General features: G+C 69.6%; 20 protein-coding genes and 1 tRNA gene. 8 read left to right on the top strand and 13 right to left on the bottom strand.

Annotated features, from left to right (window positions below):
* Positions 1-36: 36 nt before the first annotated feature.
* A complete protein-coding gene (locus PUT80_RS26825) occupies positions 37-555 on the top strand; it encodes an inorganic diphosphatase (protein WP_037369183.1) in 519 nt (172 codons plus the stop codon).
* A 57-nt stretch (positions 556-612) separates the two neighbouring features.
* Here PUT80_RS26825 and PUT80_RS26830 read toward each other — a convergent pair whose 3' ends face one another.
* Positions 613-2,262: an MDR family MFS transporter gene (locus PUT80_RS26830; protein ID WP_275293891.1), complete on the bottom strand. Its 1,650-nt coding sequence runs from the start codon at positions 2,260-2,262 to the stop codon at positions 613-615.
* A 205-nt stretch (positions 2,263-2,467) separates the two neighbouring features.
* On the opposite strand from PUT80_RS26830, the gene PUT80_RS26835 reads away from it, so the two are divergent.
* Together PUT80_RS26835 and PUT80_RS26840 are read left to right on the top strand one after the other, a co-directional pair.
* Positions 2,468-2,875, top strand: a complete 408-nt coding sequence (locus PUT80_RS26835) for a YciI family protein (protein WP_275293892.1) — start codon at positions 2,468-2,470, stop codon at positions 2,873-2,875.
* Positions 2,872-4,008, top strand: a complete 1,137-nt coding sequence (locus PUT80_RS26840) for a sigma-70 family RNA polymerase sigma factor (protein ID WP_275293893.1) — start codon at positions 2,872-2,874, stop codon at positions 4,006-4,008. The genes PUT80_RS26835 and PUT80_RS26840 overlap by 4 nt, the downstream gene beginning before the upstream one ends.
* Before the next feature lie 40 nt (positions 4,009-4,048).
* On the opposite strand, the gene glyA is transcribed toward PUT80_RS26840, so the two are convergent.
* From glyA to PUT80_RS26855, 3 genes are all read right to left on the bottom strand, one after another.
* The gene (gene glyA / locus PUT80_RS26845) at positions 4,049-5,317 is read right to left on the bottom strand and encodes a serine hydroxymethyltransferase (protein ID WP_275293894.1); all 1,269 of its coding nucleotides are present in this window, start codon (positions 5,315-5,317) and stop codon (positions 4,049-4,051) included.
* Between the two features lie 167 nt (positions 5,318-5,484).
* Positions 5,485-6,003 (bottom strand): gamma carbonic anhydrase family protein, encoded by a 519-nt coding sequence (locus tag PUT80_RS26850; protein ID WP_043827126.1) that lies wholly within the window; start codon positions 6,001-6,003, stop codon positions 5,485-5,487.
* Positions 6,004-6,022: 19 nt separating this feature from the next.
* Complete coding sequence (locus PUT80_RS26855; protein ID WP_037808304.1) at positions 6,023-6,610, bottom strand: TetR family transcriptional regulator; 588 nt, start codon at positions 6,608-6,610, stop codon at positions 6,023-6,025.
* 122 nt (positions 6,611-6,732) lie between these two features.
* On the opposite strand from PUT80_RS26855, the gene PUT80_RS26860 reads away from it, so the two are divergent.
* A complete protein-coding gene (locus PUT80_RS26860; RefSeq protein WP_037808306.1) occupies positions 6,733-7,191 on the top strand; it encodes a GreA/GreB family elongation factor in 459 nt (152 codons plus the stop codon).
* Between the two features lie 47 nt (positions 7,192-7,238).
* On the opposite strand, the gene PUT80_RS26865 is transcribed toward PUT80_RS26860, so the two are convergent.
* The 3 genes from PUT80_RS26865 to PUT80_RS26875 form a co-directional block, all read right to left on the bottom strand.
* Positions 7,239-7,685 (bottom strand): hypothetical protein, encoded by a 447-nt coding sequence (locus PUT80_RS26865; protein ID WP_037808308.1) that lies wholly within the window; start codon positions 7,683-7,685, stop codon positions 7,239-7,241.
* Between the two features lie 103 nt (positions 7,686-7,788).
* Positions 7,789-8,124, bottom strand: coding sequence for a metalloregulator ArsR/SmtB family transcription factor (locus tag PUT80_RS26870; protein ID WP_134728489.1), 336 nt, complete (start codon positions 8,122-8,124; stop codon positions 7,789-7,791).
* A complete protein-coding gene (locus PUT80_RS26875) occupies positions 8,114-8,545 on the bottom strand; it encodes an SRPBCC domain-containing protein (protein ID WP_275293895.1) in 432 nt (143 codons plus the stop codon). The genes PUT80_RS26870 and PUT80_RS26875 overlap by 11 nt, the downstream gene beginning before the upstream one ends.
* Before the next feature lie 110 nt (positions 8,546-8,655).
* On the opposite strand from PUT80_RS26875, the gene PUT80_RS26880 reads away from it, so the two are divergent.
* Positions 8,656-9,114, top strand: a complete 459-nt coding sequence (locus PUT80_RS26880) for an SRPBCC domain-containing protein (protein WP_275293896.1) — start codon at positions 8,656-8,658, stop codon at positions 9,112-9,114.
* Here the strand turns inward: PUT80_RS26880 and PUT80_RS26885 are convergent.
* Positions 9,111-9,812: an SDR family NAD(P)-dependent oxidoreductase gene (locus PUT80_RS26885; RefSeq protein ID WP_275293897.1), complete on the bottom strand. Its 702-nt coding sequence runs from the start codon at positions 9,810-9,812 to the stop codon at positions 9,111-9,113. The two genes, PUT80_RS26880 and PUT80_RS26885, sit on opposite strands and share 4 nt — an antisense overlap.
* A gap of 87 nt (positions 9,813-9,899) precedes the next feature.
* Between PUT80_RS26885 and PUT80_RS26890 the strand changes: the two genes are divergently transcribed.
* A complete protein-coding gene (locus PUT80_RS26890; RefSeq protein WP_275293898.1) occupies positions 9,900-10,532 on the top strand; it encodes a TetR/AcrR family transcriptional regulator in 633 nt (210 codons plus the stop codon).
* Positions 10,522-11,385: a hypothetical protein gene (locus PUT80_RS26895; protein WP_275293899.1), complete on the top strand. Its 864-nt coding sequence runs from the start codon at positions 10,522-10,524 to the stop codon at positions 11,383-11,385. The genes PUT80_RS26890 and PUT80_RS26895 overlap by 11 nt, the downstream gene beginning before the upstream one ends.
* A gap of 81 nt (positions 11,386-11,466) precedes the next feature.
* On the opposite strand, the gene PUT80_RS26900 is transcribed toward PUT80_RS26895, so the two are convergent.
* Positions 11,467-11,543 (bottom strand) — tRNA-Thr (locus PUT80_RS26900).
* A gap of 127 nt (positions 11,544-11,670) precedes the next feature.
* Here PUT80_RS26900 and PUT80_RS26905 point away from each other — a divergent pair.
* Complete coding sequence (locus PUT80_RS26905; protein WP_051728625.1) at positions 11,671-13,359, top strand: hypothetical protein; 1,689 nt, start codon at positions 11,671-11,673, stop codon at positions 13,357-13,359.
* Between the two features lie 68 nt (positions 13,360-13,427).
* On the opposite strand, the gene PUT80_RS26910 is transcribed toward PUT80_RS26905, so the two are convergent.
* The 4 genes from PUT80_RS26910 to PUT80_RS26925 form a co-directional block, all read right to left on the bottom strand.
* Positions 13,428-14,627 (bottom strand): DNA polymerase III subunit delta', encoded by a 1,200-nt coding sequence (locus PUT80_RS26910; RefSeq protein ID WP_275293900.1) that lies wholly within the window; start codon positions 14,625-14,627, stop codon positions 13,428-13,430.
* The gene (locus PUT80_RS26915; RefSeq protein ID WP_238603951.1) at positions 14,624-16,765 is read right to left on the bottom strand and encodes a dTMP kinase; all 2,142 of its coding nucleotides are present in this window, start codon (positions 16,763-16,765) and stop codon (positions 14,624-14,626) included. The genes PUT80_RS26910 and PUT80_RS26915 overlap by 4 nt, the downstream gene beginning before the upstream one ends.
* A 148-nt stretch (positions 16,766-16,913) precedes the next feature.
* Positions 16,914-17,504, bottom strand: coding sequence for a hypothetical protein (locus tag PUT80_RS26920; RefSeq protein WP_235146556.1), 591 nt, complete (start codon positions 17,502-17,504; stop codon positions 16,914-16,916).
* Positions 17,505-18,453: 949 nt separating this feature from the next.
* Entirely contained in the window at positions 18,454-19,308 is an 855-nt protein-coding gene (locus tag PUT80_RS26925) for an ESX secretion-associated protein EspG (RefSeq protein WP_037808327.1), read from the bottom strand.
* Positions 19,309-19,516: the final 208 nt, after the last annotated feature.

Genomic DNA, 19,516 nt, shown 5'->3' on the forward strand with positions numbered 1-19,516 from the left:
TGGGACACCGAGATTCGAGAAGCAGCGAGGACGGCCGTGGAATTCGACGTCACGATCGAAATCCCCAAGGGGGAGCGCAACAAGTACGAGGTCGACCACAAGACCGGTCGGATCAAGCTCGACCGGACCCTGTTCACCGCGACCCAGTACCCGGCCGACTACGGGTTCATCGACGACACGCTCGGCCAGGACGGCGACCCGCTCGACGTGCTCGTGCTCGTCCAGGAGCCGACGTTCCCCGGCTGCCTGATCCGCTGCCGCGCGATCGGCATGTTCCGGATGACCGACGAGAAGGGCCCGGACGACAAGGTCCTCGCCGTCCCGACGAACGACCCGCGTCTCGAGCACCTGCGGGACATCCACCACCTGAACGAGTTCCACAAGCTCGAGATCCAGCACTTCTTCGAGGTCTACAAGGACCTCGAGCCGGGCAAGAGCGTCGAGGGCTCGTCCTGGGTGAGCCGCGCCGACGCCGAGTCGGAGATCGCCCGTTCGTACGAGCGCGAGAAGGACCGCCTCGCCAAGGAAGAGATCAACGGCGAAGAGCACCACTGAGGCAACCGAAAAGGGGCCGTCCACCTGCCTGGTGGACGGCCCCTTTTTACTGCTCGCTCAGCCCGCGAGGGCCAGTTCGCCCGCTTCCTGCTCGGCGCGCTGCTCCATGGCCGACTTGTCCGAGAGCGGCTTCTCCCGCAGCAGCCAGACCAGCGCGAACCCGACGGTCAGCACCGCGCCGCCGATCAGGAACACCGTGCTCATCGAGCTGGAGAACCCTTCCAGGATCGGCCGGGCGAGCACCGGGTCGAGGGTCGACAGGAACGAGGTGTCGTTCACGTCGAGCCCGCCGCCCGCCAGCTGCCGGGCGAACTCCGGGTGCTGCGCCAGCGCCGCGGTGTAGGCCGGGGAGGCCATCGCCGAGCGGACCGCCGCCGCGATCCGGTCGCCGACCGTGCTGAACAGGATCGACAGGAACACCGCGGTGCCCGCCGTGCCGCCGATCTGCCGGAAGAAGGTCACCGACGAGGTCGCGACGCCGATGTCGCGGGGCGTGACGTCGTTCGTGGCGGCCAGGGTCAGCGTCTGCATGGTCGAGCCGAGGCCGAGTCCGAGCACGAACGCGATGGCCATGACCACGCCGAGCGCGGTGTCCACCCCGATCGTCGAGAACGAGAACACCGCCGCGGCCATCAGGCCGAGTCCGGCGACCGCGAAGCCCTTGTACCGGCCGGTCCGGGTGATGATCCGGCCGCTGCCGAGGCTCGCGACCATGATCCCGAGGGTGAGCGGCAGCATCTGCAGCCCGGCCTGGGTCGGCGTCGCGCCCTTGACGATCTGCAGGTACAGCGGCAGCGACATCATCGCGCCGAACATCCCGATGCCCTGGATCACGGTGACCATCGTCGAGACCCGGAACACCCCGCTGCGGAACAGCCGCAGCGGCAGCAGGGCGGCGTCGCCCATCCGGCGTTCCTGGAGGATGAACAGGACCACGCCGAGCGCGCCGACCAGGTACATCGCCAGCGACGCGGGCGAACCCCAGCCCCATTCGCGACCCTGCTCGGCGACGAGCAGCAGCGGCACGAGGCCGACCGTCAGCGCGCCCGCTCCGAGGAAGTCGACCTTCTGGTCAACGCGGGTGTGCGGGAGGTTCAGCACCTTGGTCACCACGACCAGCGCGGCGAGCGCGATCGGGACGTTCACCATGAACACCCAGCGCCAGCCGGTGAGGCCGGCGAACGAGTCGAGCCCGGCGAAGAACCCGCCGACGACCGGGCCGGCGACGCTCGAGACGCCGAACACGGCCATGAAGTAGCCCTGGTAGCGGCTGCGTTCCCGCGGCGAGGTGATGTCGGTGATGATCGCCAGCGCGAGCGACATCAGGCCGCCGGCGCCGAGACCCTGGAACGCGCGGAACGCGGCCAGTTCGTACATCGATCCGGCCATCGCGCTCGCCAGCGAACCGGCGAGGAACAGCGAGATCGCGGTCAGGTACATCGGCTTGCGGCCGAAGAGGTCGGACAGCTTGCCGTACAGCGGCGTGGAAAGCGTCGCGGTGATCAGGTAGGCGGTGGTGGCCCAGGCCTGGAGGCTCTGTCCGTGCAGTTCGTCGGCGATGGTCTTCATCGCCGAGGACACGATGGTCTGGTCGAGGGCCGCCAGGAACATGCCGAGCATCAGTCCGGACAGAACCGTGAGGATCTGTCGGTGTGAAAGCCGTCCGTTCGTGGTGGCGCCCCCTTCCGCAGTGGCGGTGTCGCTCATGGTGGTCTCCCTCAGTGCCGTACTAGTTGCTTGTATCTCTCAACTACTTGCTCGTCACAACTGTTCCCGAAAAGCTTGCATTCATCAACCAAATATCGTGTGACGCTAATCTCTCGCCGGGCGATGTCGAGAACGGGCGGACGGCTCCGTCCCTGGCGCGAACGTGGCCGGCAAGGAGCCGCCACCAGCACGGAGGAGAACCACGATGGCCAAGTACCTGCTGCTCAAGCACTACCGCGGCGCGCCGGCTTCGGTGAACAACGTCCCGATGGACCAGTGGACGCCCGAGGAGGTCACCGCCCACATCCAGTACATGCGCGACTTCGCCGACCGGCTCGTGGAGACCGGCGAGTTCGTCAGCGAGCAGGCGCTGTCGCCGGAAGGCACGTGGGTCCGCTTCGACGGCGAGGGCCGCCCGCCGGTCACCGACGGCCCGTTCGCCGAGACCAAGGACGTCATCGCGGGCTGGATGATCATCGACGTCGACAGCTACGACCGTGCGGTCGAACTGGCCGGAGAGCTCTCCGCGGCTCCCGGAGCGGGCGGCAAGCCGATCCACGAATGGCTCGAACTGCGTCCGTTCTACGGCGTCACGCCTTCGGTGACCGAGTGAACGAGGAGCTGCTGCGGGAACTCGTGCCCGCGGTGATCGGCATCCTCGTCCGGCGCGGAGCGGATTTCGCGTCGGCCGAGGATGCCGTGCAGGAAGCGCTGATCCGCGCGCTGGACGCGTGGCGGGACGATCCGCCGCGCGACCCGAAGGCGTGGCTCATCTCGGCCGCGTGGCGCCGGTTCCTCGACGCCACGCGGTCGGAGTCCTCGCGCCGGGGCCGGGAAGTGGCGATGGACGCCGAGCCGCGGCCCGGTCCGGCGTCCGCGGTGGACGATTCGCTCCAGCTCTACTTCCTGTGCGCGCATCCGTCTTTGACGCCGTCGTCGGCCGTCGCGCTCACGCTGCGCGCGGTCGGCGGGTTGACTACGAAGCAGATCGCGCAGGCGTATCTGGTGCCGGAAGCGACGATGGCGCAACGGATCAGCCGGGCGAAGAAGACGGTGTCCAGCGTGCGGTTCGACGCGCCCGGCGACGTCGCGACGGTGCTGCGCGTGCTGTACCTGGTCTTCAACGAGGGGTACTCCGGCGAGCTCGACCTCGCCGCCGAAGCCATCCGGCTGACCCGGCAGCTCGCGGCGGGATTCGACCATCCGGAAGTGGCCGGCCTGCTCGCGTTGATGCTGCTGCACCACGCCCGCCGGGCCGCGCGGACGAAACCCGACGGCAGCCTCGTGCCGCTCGCCGAACAGGACCGCGGGGTCTGGGACACCCGGCTGATCGCCGAGGGCGTCGACATCCTCCAGGCGGCGCTGGCCCGCGACCAGCTCGGCGAGTACCAGGCCCAAGCCGCGATCGCCGCGCTGCACGCCGACGCTCTCGCCGCGGAGGAAACGGACTGGGTGCAGATCGTCGAGTGGTACGACGAGCTGCTCGCGCTGACCGACAGCCCGATCGTCCGGCTCAACCGGGCGGTCGCGGTCGGCGAGGCGGACGGGCCGCGTGCCGGGTTGAAGGCGCTGGCGGAGTTGGACGACAAGCTGCCGCGGTATCGCGCGGTGGCGGCTTACCTGCACGAACGGGACGGAGACCTGGCGACCGCCGCGCAGCTGTACAGCGAAGCGGCGGAGAAAGCACCCAACATGGCTGAGCGCGCTCACTTGATCAGGCAGGCGGCGCGGCTCAACAACTCGTGAGCGGCGAAGCCGGTTCTAACCGGCTTCGCCACTCACGACGTCACTCGGCGTAACCCGGGATCGGGAACGGCTGCAGGAACTCGCGGATCTCGGCGGCGATCGCGTCCAGCGCGCCGTCCTGCTGCGCGGCCGCAGCGGTCACGGTCCGGTCGATCCAGTCCGCGACCTGCACCTGGTGCTCCGGCTTGAGCCCGCGCGTCGTGATCGCCGAGGTGCCCAGCCGGATGCCGGACGGGTCGAACGGCTTGCGCGGGTCGAACGGCACGGTGTTGTAGTTCAGCTCGATGCCCGCGCGGTCCAGCGCCTGCGCGGCGGGCTTGCCGGGCACCGCCTTGTTGGTCAGGTCGATCAGGAGCAGGTGGCTGTCCGTGCCGCCGGAAACGAGGTCGTACCCGCGCTCGACCAGCGCTTCGGCCAGCGCCTTGGCGTTCGCGACGATCGTGTGCGCGTACTCGGAGAACGACGGCTGCTGCGCCTCCCCCAGCGCGACCGCGATGGCGGCCGTCGTGTGGTTGTGCGGACCGCCCTGCAGACCGGGGAACACCGCCTTGTCGACAGCCTTGGCGTGCTCGGCGTCGGAGAGGATCATCGCGCCGCGCGGACCGCGCAGCGTCTTGTGCGTGGTCGTGGTGATGACCTGCGCGTGGCCGACCGGCGACGGGTGCGCGCCGCCCGCGATCAGGCCGGCGATGTGCGCGATGTCGGCCACCAGCACGGCGTCGACCTCGCGGGCGATCTCCGCGAACGCCGGGAAGTCGATGGTGCGCGGAATGGCCGTGCCGCCCGCGAAGATCAGCTTCGGCCGGTGCTGGCGGGCGAGGTCGCGGACCTGGTCGAGGTCGACGCGGCCGGTTTCCTTCCGGACGCCGTAGCGGACCGGCGTGAACCACTTGCCGGTCGCGGACACGCTCCAGCCGTGCGTGAGGTGGCCGCCGTCGGGCAGCGCCATGCCGAGCACGGTGTCGCCCGGCTTCGCGAACGCCAGGTACACCGCGAGGTTGGCCGGGGAGCCGGAGTACGGCTGGACGTTCGCGTGGTCGGTGCCGAAGACAGCCTTCGCGCGCTCGATCGCCACCTGCTCGACCTGGTCGATGAACTGCTGGCCCTCGTAGTAGCGCTTGCCCGCGTAGCCCTCGGAGTACTTGTTGGTGAGCACGCTTCCGGTGGCTTCGAGCACCGCCTGGGAAACGTAGTTCTCGGACGCGATCAGGCGGATCTTGTCGTGCTGGCGTTTCGCCTCGTCCTCGACGAGTCCCGCGATCTGCGGATCCGCCGAGGACAGTGCGGACAAGGCGGGCTGGTGTGTCATGGCGTACTCCGGCTCTGCAGTGGCCCTCACCCAGGCGCGCGGTGCCGGCCTCGTCGTCGCTCCCCGGTGGTGCTCCACCTCTTGAATGGCGCCAGTCGCTGCTGCGGGACGAAGTTTAGTGCACCGCGCCAGCCCCGTCCGGTCCGCGGGAACGGACGGGAAACGGCTCAGACCTGCTCGAGTCCGCCGCGATGACGCCGGGCGAGTTCCTGGTAGACCGCCGCGTTGTGGTCGACCCACAGCCGCGCGGAATCGGTGAGCTCCACGAACTTCTTCGCCGGGCTGCCCATCGCGATCGTCTCCGCCGGGACCTCGGTGCCGGGCGTGACCGTCGACCCCGCGGCGACGAACGCGCGCGCCCCGATCACCGCGCGGTCGAGCACGGTGGAACCGTTGCCGATCAACGCCTGTTCGCCGACCGTGCAGTCGTGCACGAGGCACTGGTGCCCGACGGTGACGTTGCGGCCGACCTCGGTCATCTCGGGTCCGGAGTGGATCACCGAGTTGTCCTGGATGTTCGCGCCCTCGCGGATGACGATCGGGCCGAAGTCCGCGCGGATCACCGCGCCGTACCAGACCGAAGCGTCCTTCTCGACGGTCACGTTGCCGATCAGGGTGGCGGTGGGGGCGATCCAGGCGTCCGGGTGGACCTGCGGGCTGACGCCGTCCAAGGAGAACAAAGGCATGCCGGGAGCCTAAGCGGCGTCAGCGGTATCCGGCGAAGCAGAGCGCCTCGATGTCGCCGCGGAGGCTCGCGGACGACCGCGGCCGGACGCGTTGCTGCACCACCGCGCCGAGCAGATAGCTCAGCAGCGCGCGGGCACGGGCGCGCGGATCGTCGACGTCGAGCGGGGCGAGGAGTTCGGCGAACAGTTCGGTGATCGAGGTGAGCATCGCGTCGATCGCCTGCGGATGCTGCGCGCGGCCCGCGGCGATCCAGTACTCGAACCAGAGGAACGCGCCGCGCGGACGGTCGGCGAATTCGGCGAGGTAGGCCTCGGTCACCGCGAAAAGCCGTTTGCGCGGGTCGGAGTGCTTGTCCGCGACCTTGCGCAGCCCCGCGGCGAAAGTGTTGATGTGCGCGGCCATCGCCCGGTCGATGAGCACGTCGATGTCGGCGAAGTAGTAGTGGATCGCGCTCTTGGTGAGCGGCCCGGCCTCGGCGATCGCGCGTACCGTGCAGCCGGCGAGCCCTTCGCGGGCGAGGACCTTGCGAGCGGCTTCGACGATCAGTTCCTGTTTCTGCAACTGGTTGGGCGACAGCTGGGTGCTGCGACCGGGTACGGCGCTCACGGTGATCCTCGTTACGTTTGTCAGGACGGCAGCCCTGAATCCTAGGCCAGTCGTCCCAACGTCTTCCGGCGGGTGAAAAACCGGATTGGCCACCCCGGTCCGCGCAGCGGACAATGCCCGGCATGGTGATCTCAGGGGACAAGGGGCTCAGCGAGGCGGCGCGCCGTCAGCTGGAGAAGGAAATCGCGGATCTGCGCGCGCAACGCGAGGCGCTATCGCCGCAGCCCGGCGAGCAGGAACGCACGGGGGACGCCGCCGACCAGGCGGACGTGATCGACCGCGCCGAGGCAGCGGCGCGTCTGGACCGGCAGATCGCCGACGTCACCGCGAAGCTGGAGCACGGCGCGTACGACAGCTCGCTGCTTCCCGACGGCACGCGGGTTTCGCTGCGTTTTTCCGACGGTGACGAGGAAGAGTTCACCGTGGTGACCCTTCCCGGCGAGGACGCGGACGCGATCACCTCCGACAGCCCGCTGGGCCTCGCGCTGGCCAACGCGAAGGCAGGCGAGGAAATCAGCTACCGCACCCCGCGCGGGCAAGCCACCGCGACGGTGCTGAAGCTGACCCCGCCCGCCAACTGACCACAGAGGACAGACAGTGGCCGCCCCGGTTTCCGGGGCGGCCGCTGTTATTTGTCGGCGTTGGCCACCGTTTCGACCTGATAGGCGAACACGCCGTCGGTCTCGACCGCGACGTGCCAGCCGCCGCAGTCCGTGTCCATCCGCTTGTGCTCGCCCGCCGGCCACCAGTCCGCGGTGAGCGTCGGCGCTTTCGCCTCGGCCTTTCCCGGCTTGCACAGCGCGGGCAGGCCGGAGGGACCTGGTTGGTAGCGCAGAATCCGTTCCGAACCGGTGGTGCGGATCAGTTCGGTGACCGACTTCGCGTCGTCGGGCACCCACGACGGCAGCCGGGCGTCCGCGTTGGCCTTGCCCTGCTTTCCGGTGTCGTAGGAAACCGCCTTCACGTGGCCGTTCGACTTCTCCTCGACCGAGGCGCCGAGCCCGCACGACGCGACCGTGGCCAGAGCCGCGATCCCGGTCGCGGCCAGTACCGCCTTGTTCCGCACGCTGTTCATGGCTTCCAGTCAACCGAGACCGGCGTGCCCCGCCCTCGTTCTTCCGGCCCTTTGCCGCTGGCCAGTCGGCCGACTCCGTCCCTCACATGAGTGAAATCGCGGGTCATTCTTCGCCGTCGAGATGAGCCCGCAGCGCGGCGAGCGGACCGTCCCAGTCCCGCGCGAGCGCGGCGAGGAACTGCTGCGCGACCCGCATCGGCGCGGAATCGAGCCGGTACCGCACGCGGCGGCGCTCACCAGGTTCGGCGGCGACCAGCCCGGCGTCGGACAGCAGGCCGAGGTGCTTGGCGATCGCCTGCCGCGTGATCGGAAGCCGCGCCGCCAGGTCCGTCGCCGTCGCCGGACCGCGTGCGGCCAGCTCGGCGAGGATCGCGCGCCGGGTCGGATCGGCGAGCGCGGCGAATACCTGCTCGGCGACCGCTTCGGAGTCAGCTGCCATCGAGACTGGCCACCAGCTCGTCCAGTTCGCGCGCCCAGCCTTCGACGTGCGAACGGTAGGTCGCCGGGTACTGGCCGTCCGGCAGTTGCGCGAACCCGGATTCGACGACGGTGAGCCGGGTCCCGCCGCCGTCCGCCCGCAGCGTGAACTCGACGTACGTGCGCCGCGGGTCGTCCTCCGGCATCCCGTCGACCTGCCAGGTGAAGCCGAACACCGCGGGCTCCTCGACGCGCTCGACCCGGATCTCGGCACTGCGCTCGCCGATCCACGCAACCCGGCCGAGACCGCCCGGACGCAGGTCGATCTCAGCCTCGTCGCCGAACCAGGCGCTCAGGCCGTCCGCGGTGGTCAGCGCCGTCCACACCCTCGCGGGCGGCTGCGCCAGCTCGACCGTCCGCTCGATGCGGTCGGGAAACCCCATGTCGTGCTCCTTCCGGACCGAGCCTAGGCAACCACACCTCATTGACGCAACTGAATGGTTGCCATAGTGTTGCAACCATTCAGTTGCATTACTTGGCGAAAGGAAGACCGATGAACTCCTTCACCACCGAGCTGACCGTCGACCGCACCCCCGAAGAGGTCTTCGCCGCGGTCACCGACGTCCGAGCCTGGTTCAGCAAAACGATCACCGGCACCGCGACCACCGTTGGCGACGCGTTTTCCTTTGTGGACAAGGGAATCCCGTCGACCCGGATCCGTGTCACGGAGCTCGTGCCCGGCCGCCGCGTCGCTTGGCACGTCGAGGACGCGTACGTCGCCTTCACGGATCAGCCGGACGAATGGACCGACACCCGGATGAGCTTCGACATCTCGCCAGGCCCGAACGGGACCACGTTGCGCTTCACGCACCACGGCCTCACTCCGGACCAGGCTTGCTACCGCGAGTGCTCGCGCGGCTGGACGAGCTGCGTCAACACGAGCCTGCACGCGCTGCTGACGACTGGCGTCGGCGAGCCGATCCCGGAATCCGCTGCCCCGCAACGCAGCTAGGGAAGCTGAAGGTCGGAGGCGTCGCGCTTGGCGTGCATCTCCCACAGCGTCTCGGCGATGTCGGCCGGGTCGATCTCCGGAAACTCAGTATTGGGTTCGAGGGCACCGGACAGCAGTGCGGAATGGACGGCGCTGCCCCTGATCATGGCTCCGATCTGGAGTGTCGCCGCATGCACGCCGTGCGGCGAGATTTCCGCCGACAGGCTCTGGATGTAGTTGCGGGTCGCCGCCATCGCCGGCCCGATGCCGCTCAGGACAGGCGCGGGCTGCGTCGCCGAGACGCTCTGGCTGATCAGGATGCTGCCTTCGCCGCGGTCGCGCAGCTCCCCCAAAACCGCCTGGACCAGAGCGATCGGGGTCAAGAAATACAGATCGAGAAGCTGCTGCATGACTACCGGGGTCAAGTCGGCGGCGGGAGTGAAACCGTTCAGGTCCAACGGCGCGTACGCCACCACGTCGATCCGCTCGAAGCGGTCGCGGATCCCGTCGACCAACACGGGAATCTCCGCCGGACGCGCCAGATCCGCCGGGAACGCCGCGGCTTCGATGCCCTCCGCGGCCAGTTGATCAACCAAGGCCGCGAGCCGTCCACGGTTGCGCGCGACGAGGGCGATCCGGAAGCCCTCGCCGCCGAAGCGCCGGGCGATCGCAGGGCCAAGGCCGGTGCCAGCACCGAGCAGAACCAGGGTTTTCGACACGGAACCTCCATAAGTTGATGGCGGTCTCAACTTTGGCGCCAAGTTGAGACCGTTGTCAACTTTCTCGTCCGAACCTACGATGACCTGGTGAAAACGGAGGGGAAGCCCACGCTGCGCCGAGACGCCCGCCGCAACCAGGAACGGCTTCTCGCCGCGGCGGCGGAAGCCTTCCGGGAGAAGGGCCTGGCGGTTCCGCTGGAGGAAATCGCACAGCGGGCGGGCGTCAGCGCCGGGACTCTCTACAACCGCTTCGGCGGACGGGAAGCGCTGATCGACGCGGTGATGCCGGAACTGGCCGCCGAGCGGATGGACGAGGCGATGCGCCGGGCGGAGGCGGTCGACGACCCGTGGGAATCGTTCGTCACCTACGTGACCGTGCTGTGCGAACAGCAAGCCGACGATCCCGCGTTCCGCGACGCGATCAGCAGGCAACTCCAGGACGCGCCTGAACTGACCGCGCGCTGCACGGCCGAACTCGCGAAGTCGGTCCGGCTGCTCGAACGCGCGCAACGGTCCGGGACGCTGCGCGCGGATGTCACGTCCGACGATCTGATGCTGCTGATCTTCACGAACGCGCTGATCGTGCGCGAGACCGTTGAGGCAACCCCGGACGCGTGGCGGCGCATGCTCTCGTTCAGCCTCGCCGGACTGCGCGCCGATTGTGGTAGCCAGGACGCATGCGAAGATCTTTTTCCCTCAGGGGAATCTCATGAACGATGACGTTTCCCAGAACCTCGTCGTCTTCCGGATCAAAGGCCTCCCCGAACCGGTGCTGGCCAGCGCGCCCACCCAGGCCGAGGACGCGGTCGAACAGGCGTGGGCGAGCATCCGGCAGCAGCACAAGGTGCGCGGGTCCGCGGTTTTGGCCGTGTACAGCGAATGGCAGCCCTCCGCGGCCGATCAGAAATTCATGGCCAAGAATTTCCGGAAGGCCGAGTGCACCTACAGTTTCCCCCGGCCGGGTCCCGGTGAATGGGACCGCGCCTTCGCCGAAGCCCGCGCCGTAATGGCCGAAACCGAGCAGCGGAAAAGCGCCGAGGAGATCCTGCCGATCCTCTGGAGCGCGTCCTCGCCGCGCGCCGAACTGCTCGAGGCACTGCCGCACCGCCCGCTCGTGCCCGGCAAGGTGTCGGTCGCGCTGGCGGTGGTGTCGCGGACCCCGGAGGGCAAGATCGGGATGCAGCACATCACCCGGCACGAGCAGGAACAGATGGGCGCGCCGCTCGAGAAACTGTTCGACGTCGGGTTCGGTGCCCTGGTCCGCGGGCTGAAGTTCGAGGTCCGCAGTTCGGGCGAGGACGTGCTGGTCTCGCTGGCCAGGGAGAACCAGCTGGCGGCGTCCGCGCTCGCGCTGCCCGATCTGCATGCCCAGCTGGCACCGCACCTCGGGACCGGAAGCCTGATCGTCGGCCTGCCCTGCCCGGACGAGATGTACGTCGCCAGGGAGGGTTCCGACATGGCGGACACCGTCCGGAAGCAGGTGCTCGCTTCGCCGTACGAGACGACGGAACTGGTCCCGTCCGTCCTGCGCCTCGGATCCGGCGGGCTGGAGCTGCTCGCCGAACGGAGCTAACTCCCCTAACGGGTGAATCTCGGGATTGCCCATCGAACGAATCAGGCCCCGTCCGAGGTGTCTCGGACGGGGCCTGATTCGTGGAGCCGCCTGGGGGAATCGAACCCCCGACCTATTCATTACGAGTGAATCGCTCTGGCCGACTGAGCTAAGGCGGCATGCCGCTGTGCGACGGTCATCAGTGTAGCGGAGGCGTGGTGCGTCACCTTGCGGGGGCCGCGTCGTTAGGCTCCTATGACTTCGGTCTCACCCCCCGACCCGGCGATCCACTGGAGGACCCGGCACATGCAGCGAAGACTGCCCCGTGCGCTGGCGGTACCCGCAACTGCCGCGTTGCTGCTGCTCCTGGCCGCGCCGGCCGGTGCGCAGGAGATTCCCACGACGCCGATTCCGCAGCCGAACAACCCCTCGCAGCCGCCCGCGTCCGCGCCCATCGGGCCGCAGCCGCTCGGGCACGCGGTGGGCGACGCGGGCACCGCGCTCGGCGTCCTGCGGCTGCTGCCGAACTCGGTCACCACGAGCACGATCCTTCCGGGCTTCGGCCAGACGCTGCCGAAGCAGTCCGCGCTCGAGGCCGGCATGGGCCTGTCCAGCGCGTCGGCGAACTCGGAGGCCTACCTGGCCTACGAGAAGTCGATCGCGCAGTCGTCTCCGTTCGGGCTGGCCGTCGGGGGCCAGGCTCCGCAGACGCCGGGCAGCCTCGTGCAGACCGCGCTTCCGGACAACCCGAAGGAGATCAGCGGGGGCCTGAACGCGCCGCCGAACCCGCTGCTCAACGTCGGGCTGCTGAACGGCACCGCGCACGCCCGCTGGAGCGAATCGCTCGGCCCGTGCGTGGACACGATCGCCGACGCCAGCACGTCCGTCGCGAGCCTGTCGCTGCTGAACGTCATCCCGACGCTGCCGCAGGTCCCGCTGCTCGGCAGCGGCGGGCTGAAGCTGCCGGACGGCACCCAGCTCGCGCAGGGCTTCGACCCGAAGAGCGGGCTGCAGAGCCTCGGCGGCCTGCTGCCCGGCAGCGGCCAGACTCCCGCGACGGGCACCGGTTCGCTGCTGAGCCTGCCGAACACGCTGTCGTCGCGGTCGCAGGTCAAGCTCGTCGACATCCCCGGTTCGAAGAACAAGGCGGTGCAGTCGAGGTCCACGCTGCAGGCGGCGGACATCAACATCCTCAAGGGCACCCCGCTCGAGCTGAACCTCAAGGTCGCCAGCCAGCCGACGCTCACCGTCACCTCCACCGGCGACGCGAAGACGTCCAAGGTCGACTACCAGGCTCCGGTGATCACCATCGCGGCCGGCGGCAAGACGCTGTACACGCTCGACGCGGCGCACCCGACCAAGGACATCCCGATCGGCCTGCCGCTCGCACCGCTGAGCCAGCAGTTCGGCGCGCTGGACAACGTGCCGGTGGTCGGCGGCCTCGTCGCCACCGCGACGAAGGGCCTGCAGCAGCTCGGCGACACCACCGGGAAGGTGCTCGACCTCGGCGTGCTGCGGCTGAGCATCGCGAACCTGGACCAGAAGCAGTCCGAGGCGACCACGCCGTTCAAGGGCTACCAGATCGGCGCGGCCGCGCGGCTGCTCGACCTCCAGGTGCTGCCGACGCAGAAGCTCAAGGAGCTGCTGCCGACGCAGGCAGGCGACAACCTGCCGTCGTCGCTGGCGCAGCTGTCGCTCGGCGAGCAGATCGCCCGCGCGTACGCCCCGACCGGCGGCGTCGTGTGCGGTTCGACGACGACTCCGCCCGCCCCGCCGCAGGGCGGTGCCGCACCGGCCGGTCCGGTGAAGCACCTGGCCTACACGAACGGCGCGTACGACACGGTGCCGCTGTTCTGGACGGGTACGGCGATGCTGCTGCTCGGCGTCGTGATGGTGGCGGCGTTCCCGAACCGGCGGCGTCCCGCGCTGGTGCTGAAGCGGCCGACCGGCGGTCCGGACACGCCGTTCAAGCCGTCGCCGCATCCGCGCGACTGACGCGCTAGGCAAGAGAGAACGGCCCCCTCGCTGCTGGCGAGGGGGCCGTTTTCGTTAACCGGTCTGGGTCAGCCTTGGCGAAGCGTGGTGACCATGGCTTCGACCGCGATCCGCGGCTTCACGTTCAGCCCGATCGCCTCACGGCATTCCAGGACGGCTTCCAGGCGGCGCATCGTCGATTCCAGCGACCAAGCCGCCGCGGCCGAGTTGATCTGCTCGGCGTGGTCGGGATGCGTCAGCGTCGCACCGGAACGCGAAGCCGTCACGAGCACGTCGCGGTAGAACCCGGCCAGATCCACCAGGGCGATGTCGAGCGTGTCGCGCTGGGTTCGCGTCGCACGGGACTTCTGGCGCTTCTCCAGTTGCTTCACCGCGGCCTCGGCGGCACGCTTCGCTCCGGCGACGCCCTTGCCGGTGCCGTCGCCGCCCATCGCGGTGCGCAGTTCGGAGCGTTCCTGTTCGTCGCGGCCCTTGCTTTCCTCGCCCGCGTCCGCTTCCGCCGCGCTGATCAGCTGGTCGGCGCTGGTGAAAACGTCGTCCGGACGACGCAGTCCGAGCGGAATCCGCAGCACGGTGGCACGACGCTGGCGAGCGGCTTCATCAGTGGCGAGGCGGCGCGCGCGGCCGACGTGGCCGTTGCACACCGCCGCGGCCCAGTTGGCACGCTCGTGCTCGACGCCGTCCCGGGAGATCAGCACCTGCGCGATCGCCTCGGCGGGCGGGGTGCGCAGCGGGACCAACCGGCACCGCGAACGGATGGTGACCGAGACGTCCTCCGGATGATCCGACGGCGCGCACAGCAGGAAAACGGTGCGGGCGGGCGGCTCTTCCACGGCCTTGAGCAGCGCGTTCGAAGCGCCCTCGGTGAGCCGGTCGGCGTCCTCGATGATCACGACCTGCCACTCGCCGGTCGTCGGCCGGCGCGCCGCCGCCTGCACGAGCGCGCGCATCTCGGCGACCGAAATGGACAGTCCTTCCGGGACGACGAGCCGCACGTCCGCGTGGGTGCCGGCCATCGTCGTCCGGCAGCCGGGGCAAGCGCCGCAACCGGTTCCGGTGCTGCACTGCAGGGCCGCGGCGAACGTGCGCGCGGCGACCGAACGGCCGGAGCCGGGCGGTCCGGTCAGCAGCCAGGCGTGCGTCATCGCCGCTGGCGCGACGGGTTCCCCGGCAACGATCTTGGCCGCCGCGGCCGCCGCGGTCGACAGTGTTTCCACGGCAGGTTCCTGGCCGACAAGCTCAGTCCAGACGCCGATCGGGGTCGTCACCGATCCTCCACTTTGGACACTACAGGCAATGCGTCCGCGCCGTTCTGCGTCGCTTCCGCTTCGGCGGCCGCCGCCTCGGCGACGTCCGCGACAGCCGCGTCCTCGGGCTCCTCCTCCGGAGGTTCCGCGGGGGCGAGCCCGGCGAGCGAGCCGACGAAGACCGACTGGACGGCGCCGCGGACGCGACCCGCGACGTCGCCGTCGGAGCCCTCGGCGTCAACCACCACGTACCGGTCCGGGTCGGCGGCAGCCATCTCGGCGAGCAGCTTCTGCACCCAGAGCTGGTCCTTCAGCGGCGGCTGCGGAGCATCGGCATGCTCGGAGTCGAGAAGCACGGTGAGATCGGGGCGGAGCCGTCCGGTGGCCCAGTCGACCAGGCCTTCCAGCTCGTCGCGGTCCAGCTCGCCCGCAGCGGACAGCGAGGCGAGCGGGGAGTCGACGAAGCGTTCCATGACGACGACGGACCCGGCGTCGAGCGCGGGCTGGATCTGGCGTTCCACCAGTTCGGCGCGCACGGCCGCGGCGACGAGCGCCTGCGCCCGCACCCCGGTGAGGGCAGCGTCCGAGACGAGGGTGCGGAAGCGCTGTTCGCCAAGCGCCGGGTCGGCGGTGAGGACGACCGGGCGGGTGCCGGTGCCGAGCCACCGCGCGAGGCGAGCGGCCTGCTCAGCGGTGTTGACCGCGGTGGTGCCCTCGATGGCGATCAGGAAGCCGTTGACGCGGCGCGGGTTGCGACGCAGCGCGTTGCGCAGGTCGCTGAAGATCTTCTCGGTGCGCCGCTCGTCCATCTGCCGGTAGGCGATGATCCCGAGCAGCACCGCGAGCAGGCCGCCGCCGAGGATGACCGGACGGGTGCCGTCGACGATGATCGGCGTGCCGAACAGGTTGACGTTGCGCTGCCGGACCAGGCCGATCAGCACCGGCGTGACCACCGTCGCGCCGAACAGCACGATCTTGAGCATCGCCTGGTAGATCGCGTTGATCCGGCCGCGGATCGCGTCCTCGACGCGGGAGCCGATGATCGTGACGCCGGTGAGGAAGGCGGTGCCGGCGCAGATGCCGACGAAGGCGACGGCGCCGACCGAGATCGCCAGGTGCGGCGACAACGCGACGACGCCGAGCGCGAGCCCGGCGAGGACGATCGAGATGCCGAACAGCCGGTCGTGCGGGAGCCGGTGCGCGAGCTTCGGGGCCAGCGCCATGCCGAGCGCGAGGCCGATGAAGACGGCCAGCATCAGCAGGTTGAACGCCGCGTCGCCGCCGAGCAGCGACGACGAGTACGGCTTGGCCGCGCCGATGACCGCGCCACCGGCCGCGAACGCGCCGAAGGCACCGATCAGCAGGCCGCGGACGATCGGCGTGCTGCGGACGAACTTCAGCCCGTCGCGCATCATCGCGCCGAAGCCGAACTTCTCCTCGTCGGCCCGCTTGACCTTCTGCTGCGGCAGCGAGTGGACGTCGCGCAGGGACAGCTCGGGGATGCGGGTGGCGACGAGGATGCCGCTGATCAGGTACAGCAGGCCGGTGATGACGACGACGACCTTGGCGATGTACAGGTCGACGCCGGGGCCCTGGAACAGGTGGAACGTGGAGTTCGCGCCCTGGATCAGCGCGTTCGCCCCGGCGGCGGTGATGACGGCGAGGCCGTAGGTCATCACCATGCCGAGCTGGTTGGCGGTCTCGACCTGCTCGGGGCGGCGCAGCAGGTTGGGCACCGCCGCGTCCTTGGACGGGATCCACATGATCGAACAGCAGCCGACCAGGAAGTTCGCCACGAACAGCCACCACGGCGCCCCGACGACGGCGATCGAGAGCAGGAACCCGCAGCGCAACAGGTCGCAGACGACCATGATCTTGCGCCGGTCGAACCGGTCCGCGAGCAGTCCGCCGACCGGTGCGAAGAGCAGTCCGGGCAGCAGCGCGGTGACGATGACGCCGACGAACGCGTAGTTCTGCGCGGAGTAGTTGTCGAGGAGTTTGGTGCTCAGGCTGGTGAGGTTCAGCAGGTTCAGCCAGTCGGCGACACTGCACAGATACGTGACGCCCCACAGCCGACGGAACGGTTTGATCGCCAGCACCCGGCGGGCCCGATGGATCGTGGACGTCCCGCCCGATCCGCCCGGGCCGGTGCCAGGCACCGACCGTACGCCCTCGCTGATACGCCCACCCCACTTGTCACGGCGGAGTCAGGCGACCCCGGCGGATCCCCCGACCGTGTAGCAGCCAGGGTAGTCCCGCCGCACACGGGAGGAGGGCACGCCCCGTGATATCCGAGGTCAGCGGGTGTCAGCCGAACAGCCCCTTCACACTGCTCACCAGGCTAGCGATGAGCTCGATCGCCACGATTCCGAACACGATGAGCAACACCACAGCGAGCACCACGCCCGCCGTGCTGCTGGACGGACGCCCGAAGCTGGGCATGCTGATCGAGGGCATCCCACGCCGGCTCTGCCGCTCGGCGAGCTCTTCCTCGATGTCGTCGTCAGCGATCTCGGTAACCCGCTTCGGCCGCGGCCGGGGCACCTTCTTGAGCAGCTGAGGAGCCTTGGTCGGCCAGGTCCGCTGCCGCGGCAGCAACCCGAGCGGAACCAGATCCGGCCGGTCGGAAGGCGGAATCGGATTCGGCGTCTTGACGACTTCTTTTTTCTTGGCTTCCTCTTTGAGCGCGGCCTCGACCATCCGCTTGACCTCTTCGGGGTCATGCTGAACCGGCTTGGCAGTCGGCAGCGGCCGGGGCGCGCGGTTGGACGCCATCTCGAACCCGGACAACGGATCGGAGAACCGCTCGCCCCCGACCTCGCCGACGTCACCGGCCAACGTCCCGTCCCGGTCAGGCCCGGAGGCGGGAAAAAACGGAGTCCCGTCGCTCGTGCTCATGGTGACCACCTCACTACGGAATGTCCGCCGAGTCCAGTGTCGGCGAGAGTACCGGTCCCCGCATCCACCCAATGGCCGCAGAACCACTACTGCCCGCGCCCGGGGGAAGGCGCGCCACCCGGACCAGTGACCACCTACGGACGGGCTTGGGGAGGGGTTTTGGCGGCGGAACTGGGGCCTCCGGTGGTGGTGGAGCGGGGTTGATTTAGGGGGCGTGGATGGCTGGTTTGTAGGGGCTGAATGGCCGGTGGGCAGGCAGGGGCGTGCGGTCCGCGGCCGAACCGGTTGGACTGGCCGACCTGGTAGCCAAGCCGTCAGAACGGCACGGCTCGCAGGCAGCCCGGGCTGGCGATTCGACCGAGCTGGCAGGCGGCCGGGTTGGACGCCTCAGTCGGGACCAATGAACCGACAACGTCCGCCTCGGGAAGGCGCTGAGCGCGATTGAGCCACGCTCGCCCCAGCCAACCGCGGCCGGAGCCCAGCCTGGATCAGCACCGCTCGGCAGGACCCGTCGCACGCTCAGCCGCCCCAGATCCAGCCGGGCTGACCCGAACCCGGGCGGACCGCCCCGCGCTCAGCCAGGTTCTCCCGAGCACGACCCCAGCCGGGCCGAGCCGAGCCCAGCCGGGCCGAGCCGAGCCCAGCCGGGCCGAGCCGAGCCCAGCCGGGCCGAGCCGAGCCCAGCCGGGGCGAGCCGAGCTGGGCCGAACTCAGGCGAACCGCCCCCGCGCTCAGCCAGGCTCTCCCGAGCACGACCAGACCGCCCACGCCCAACCAGACCACGCCGAACCCAGCCGAGCTGGCCCGCGCCCAGCCAGGCCCTCCCGAACACGACCGGACCACCCACGCCCAACCGGACCACGCCGAACCCAGCCAGGCAGCCCGTCGCTCAGCCGGGCTCTCCCCGGGCTCGGCCGCCCAAGACCAGCCCAGCCCCCCTCACCCCCGGTCAAGCATGGCTGCGCACCGCCTCCACGATCCATGCCTCGGCAGTCCCCCGGGTAGCCGGAGACCACGTCACTACCCATCCGCCCCTGCCGCCGCCTCGCGGGGCGGCTCGGAACTGGTACCTCCCTTGATCGTTGTCCACCAATCCGAACGCGCCGTGCGGATACTCCGCCAGCACCGCGTCCCGGACGGCCAGGTCCACCAGCACCGTTCCCTGCCGGGGCCGGGCCACGGCTTGCCGGATGACGTCCAGGTCTCCCCACGCCTCCCGTGGGATCAGGCCGCTGTCGTCCGTTTCGATGCGCACGGCGGGGCCGGGGCCGGGCGGGCGATCGGGCAGGCCGTCGAACACCCATCCGGGCAGTGCGCTGAGCATTCCGGACCGCAGCCGCGCCCGGCGGCCCAGTTTGCTCATCACCGTGGTGAAGTCCTCGTCTCCGAAGAACCGCACCTCCCACGGCTCCTCGCTCGCCGGGAACACCCCGGTGACCACTCCCCGGATGAACCCGCCGCGCAGCACTCGGTACAGCTCGACCGCCTCGGCGGTCACCTCCCCGTCCGCGGCGAGGCCGAGCGCGGCCATCCCGGCGACGAAGCGCGTGTACTGCTCCACCTCCTCGGCCAAGCCGGCGCCGAGCATCGGCCCGAACGACTGCCGGACCTCCTCGGCGAGGCTCAGTCCCGAAGCCGCTCCGGCGGGCTCCTCCTCGGCCAGCACGGGCGGCACCTCGAAATGCGGGTCGTAGAACTCCATCACCGAAGGCCGCTGCGGCATCTCGGCCCGCAGCGGTCCGATGACCTCGTCGATGACGTCGAAGACGACGGGTGCTGAACTGCTCACCCCGTCATTGAACACCCTGGTACCGACAATTTCTCGAACTTTTGTTCGAGTCAACCCATCCGTGCGCCGAGCGGTCGGTGTGATGTCTCAGGACATGGGTGACAGTTCCGCATCAGGACTTGGGTGACGGTTGGTGTGTCAGGACTTCGGTGACGGTTGTTGTTTCTTCGGGCGGGTGCCTGGGCGTCGGCCGTTGCCGACGTATCGGATGCCGGGGGCGGGT

It is taken from the genome of Amycolatopsis sp. La24, assembly GCF_029087445.1.
In the GTDB taxonomy this organism is placed as follows: Bacteria; Actinomycetota; Actinomycetes; order Mycobacteriales; family Pseudonocardiaceae; genus Amycolatopsis; species Amycolatopsis nivea.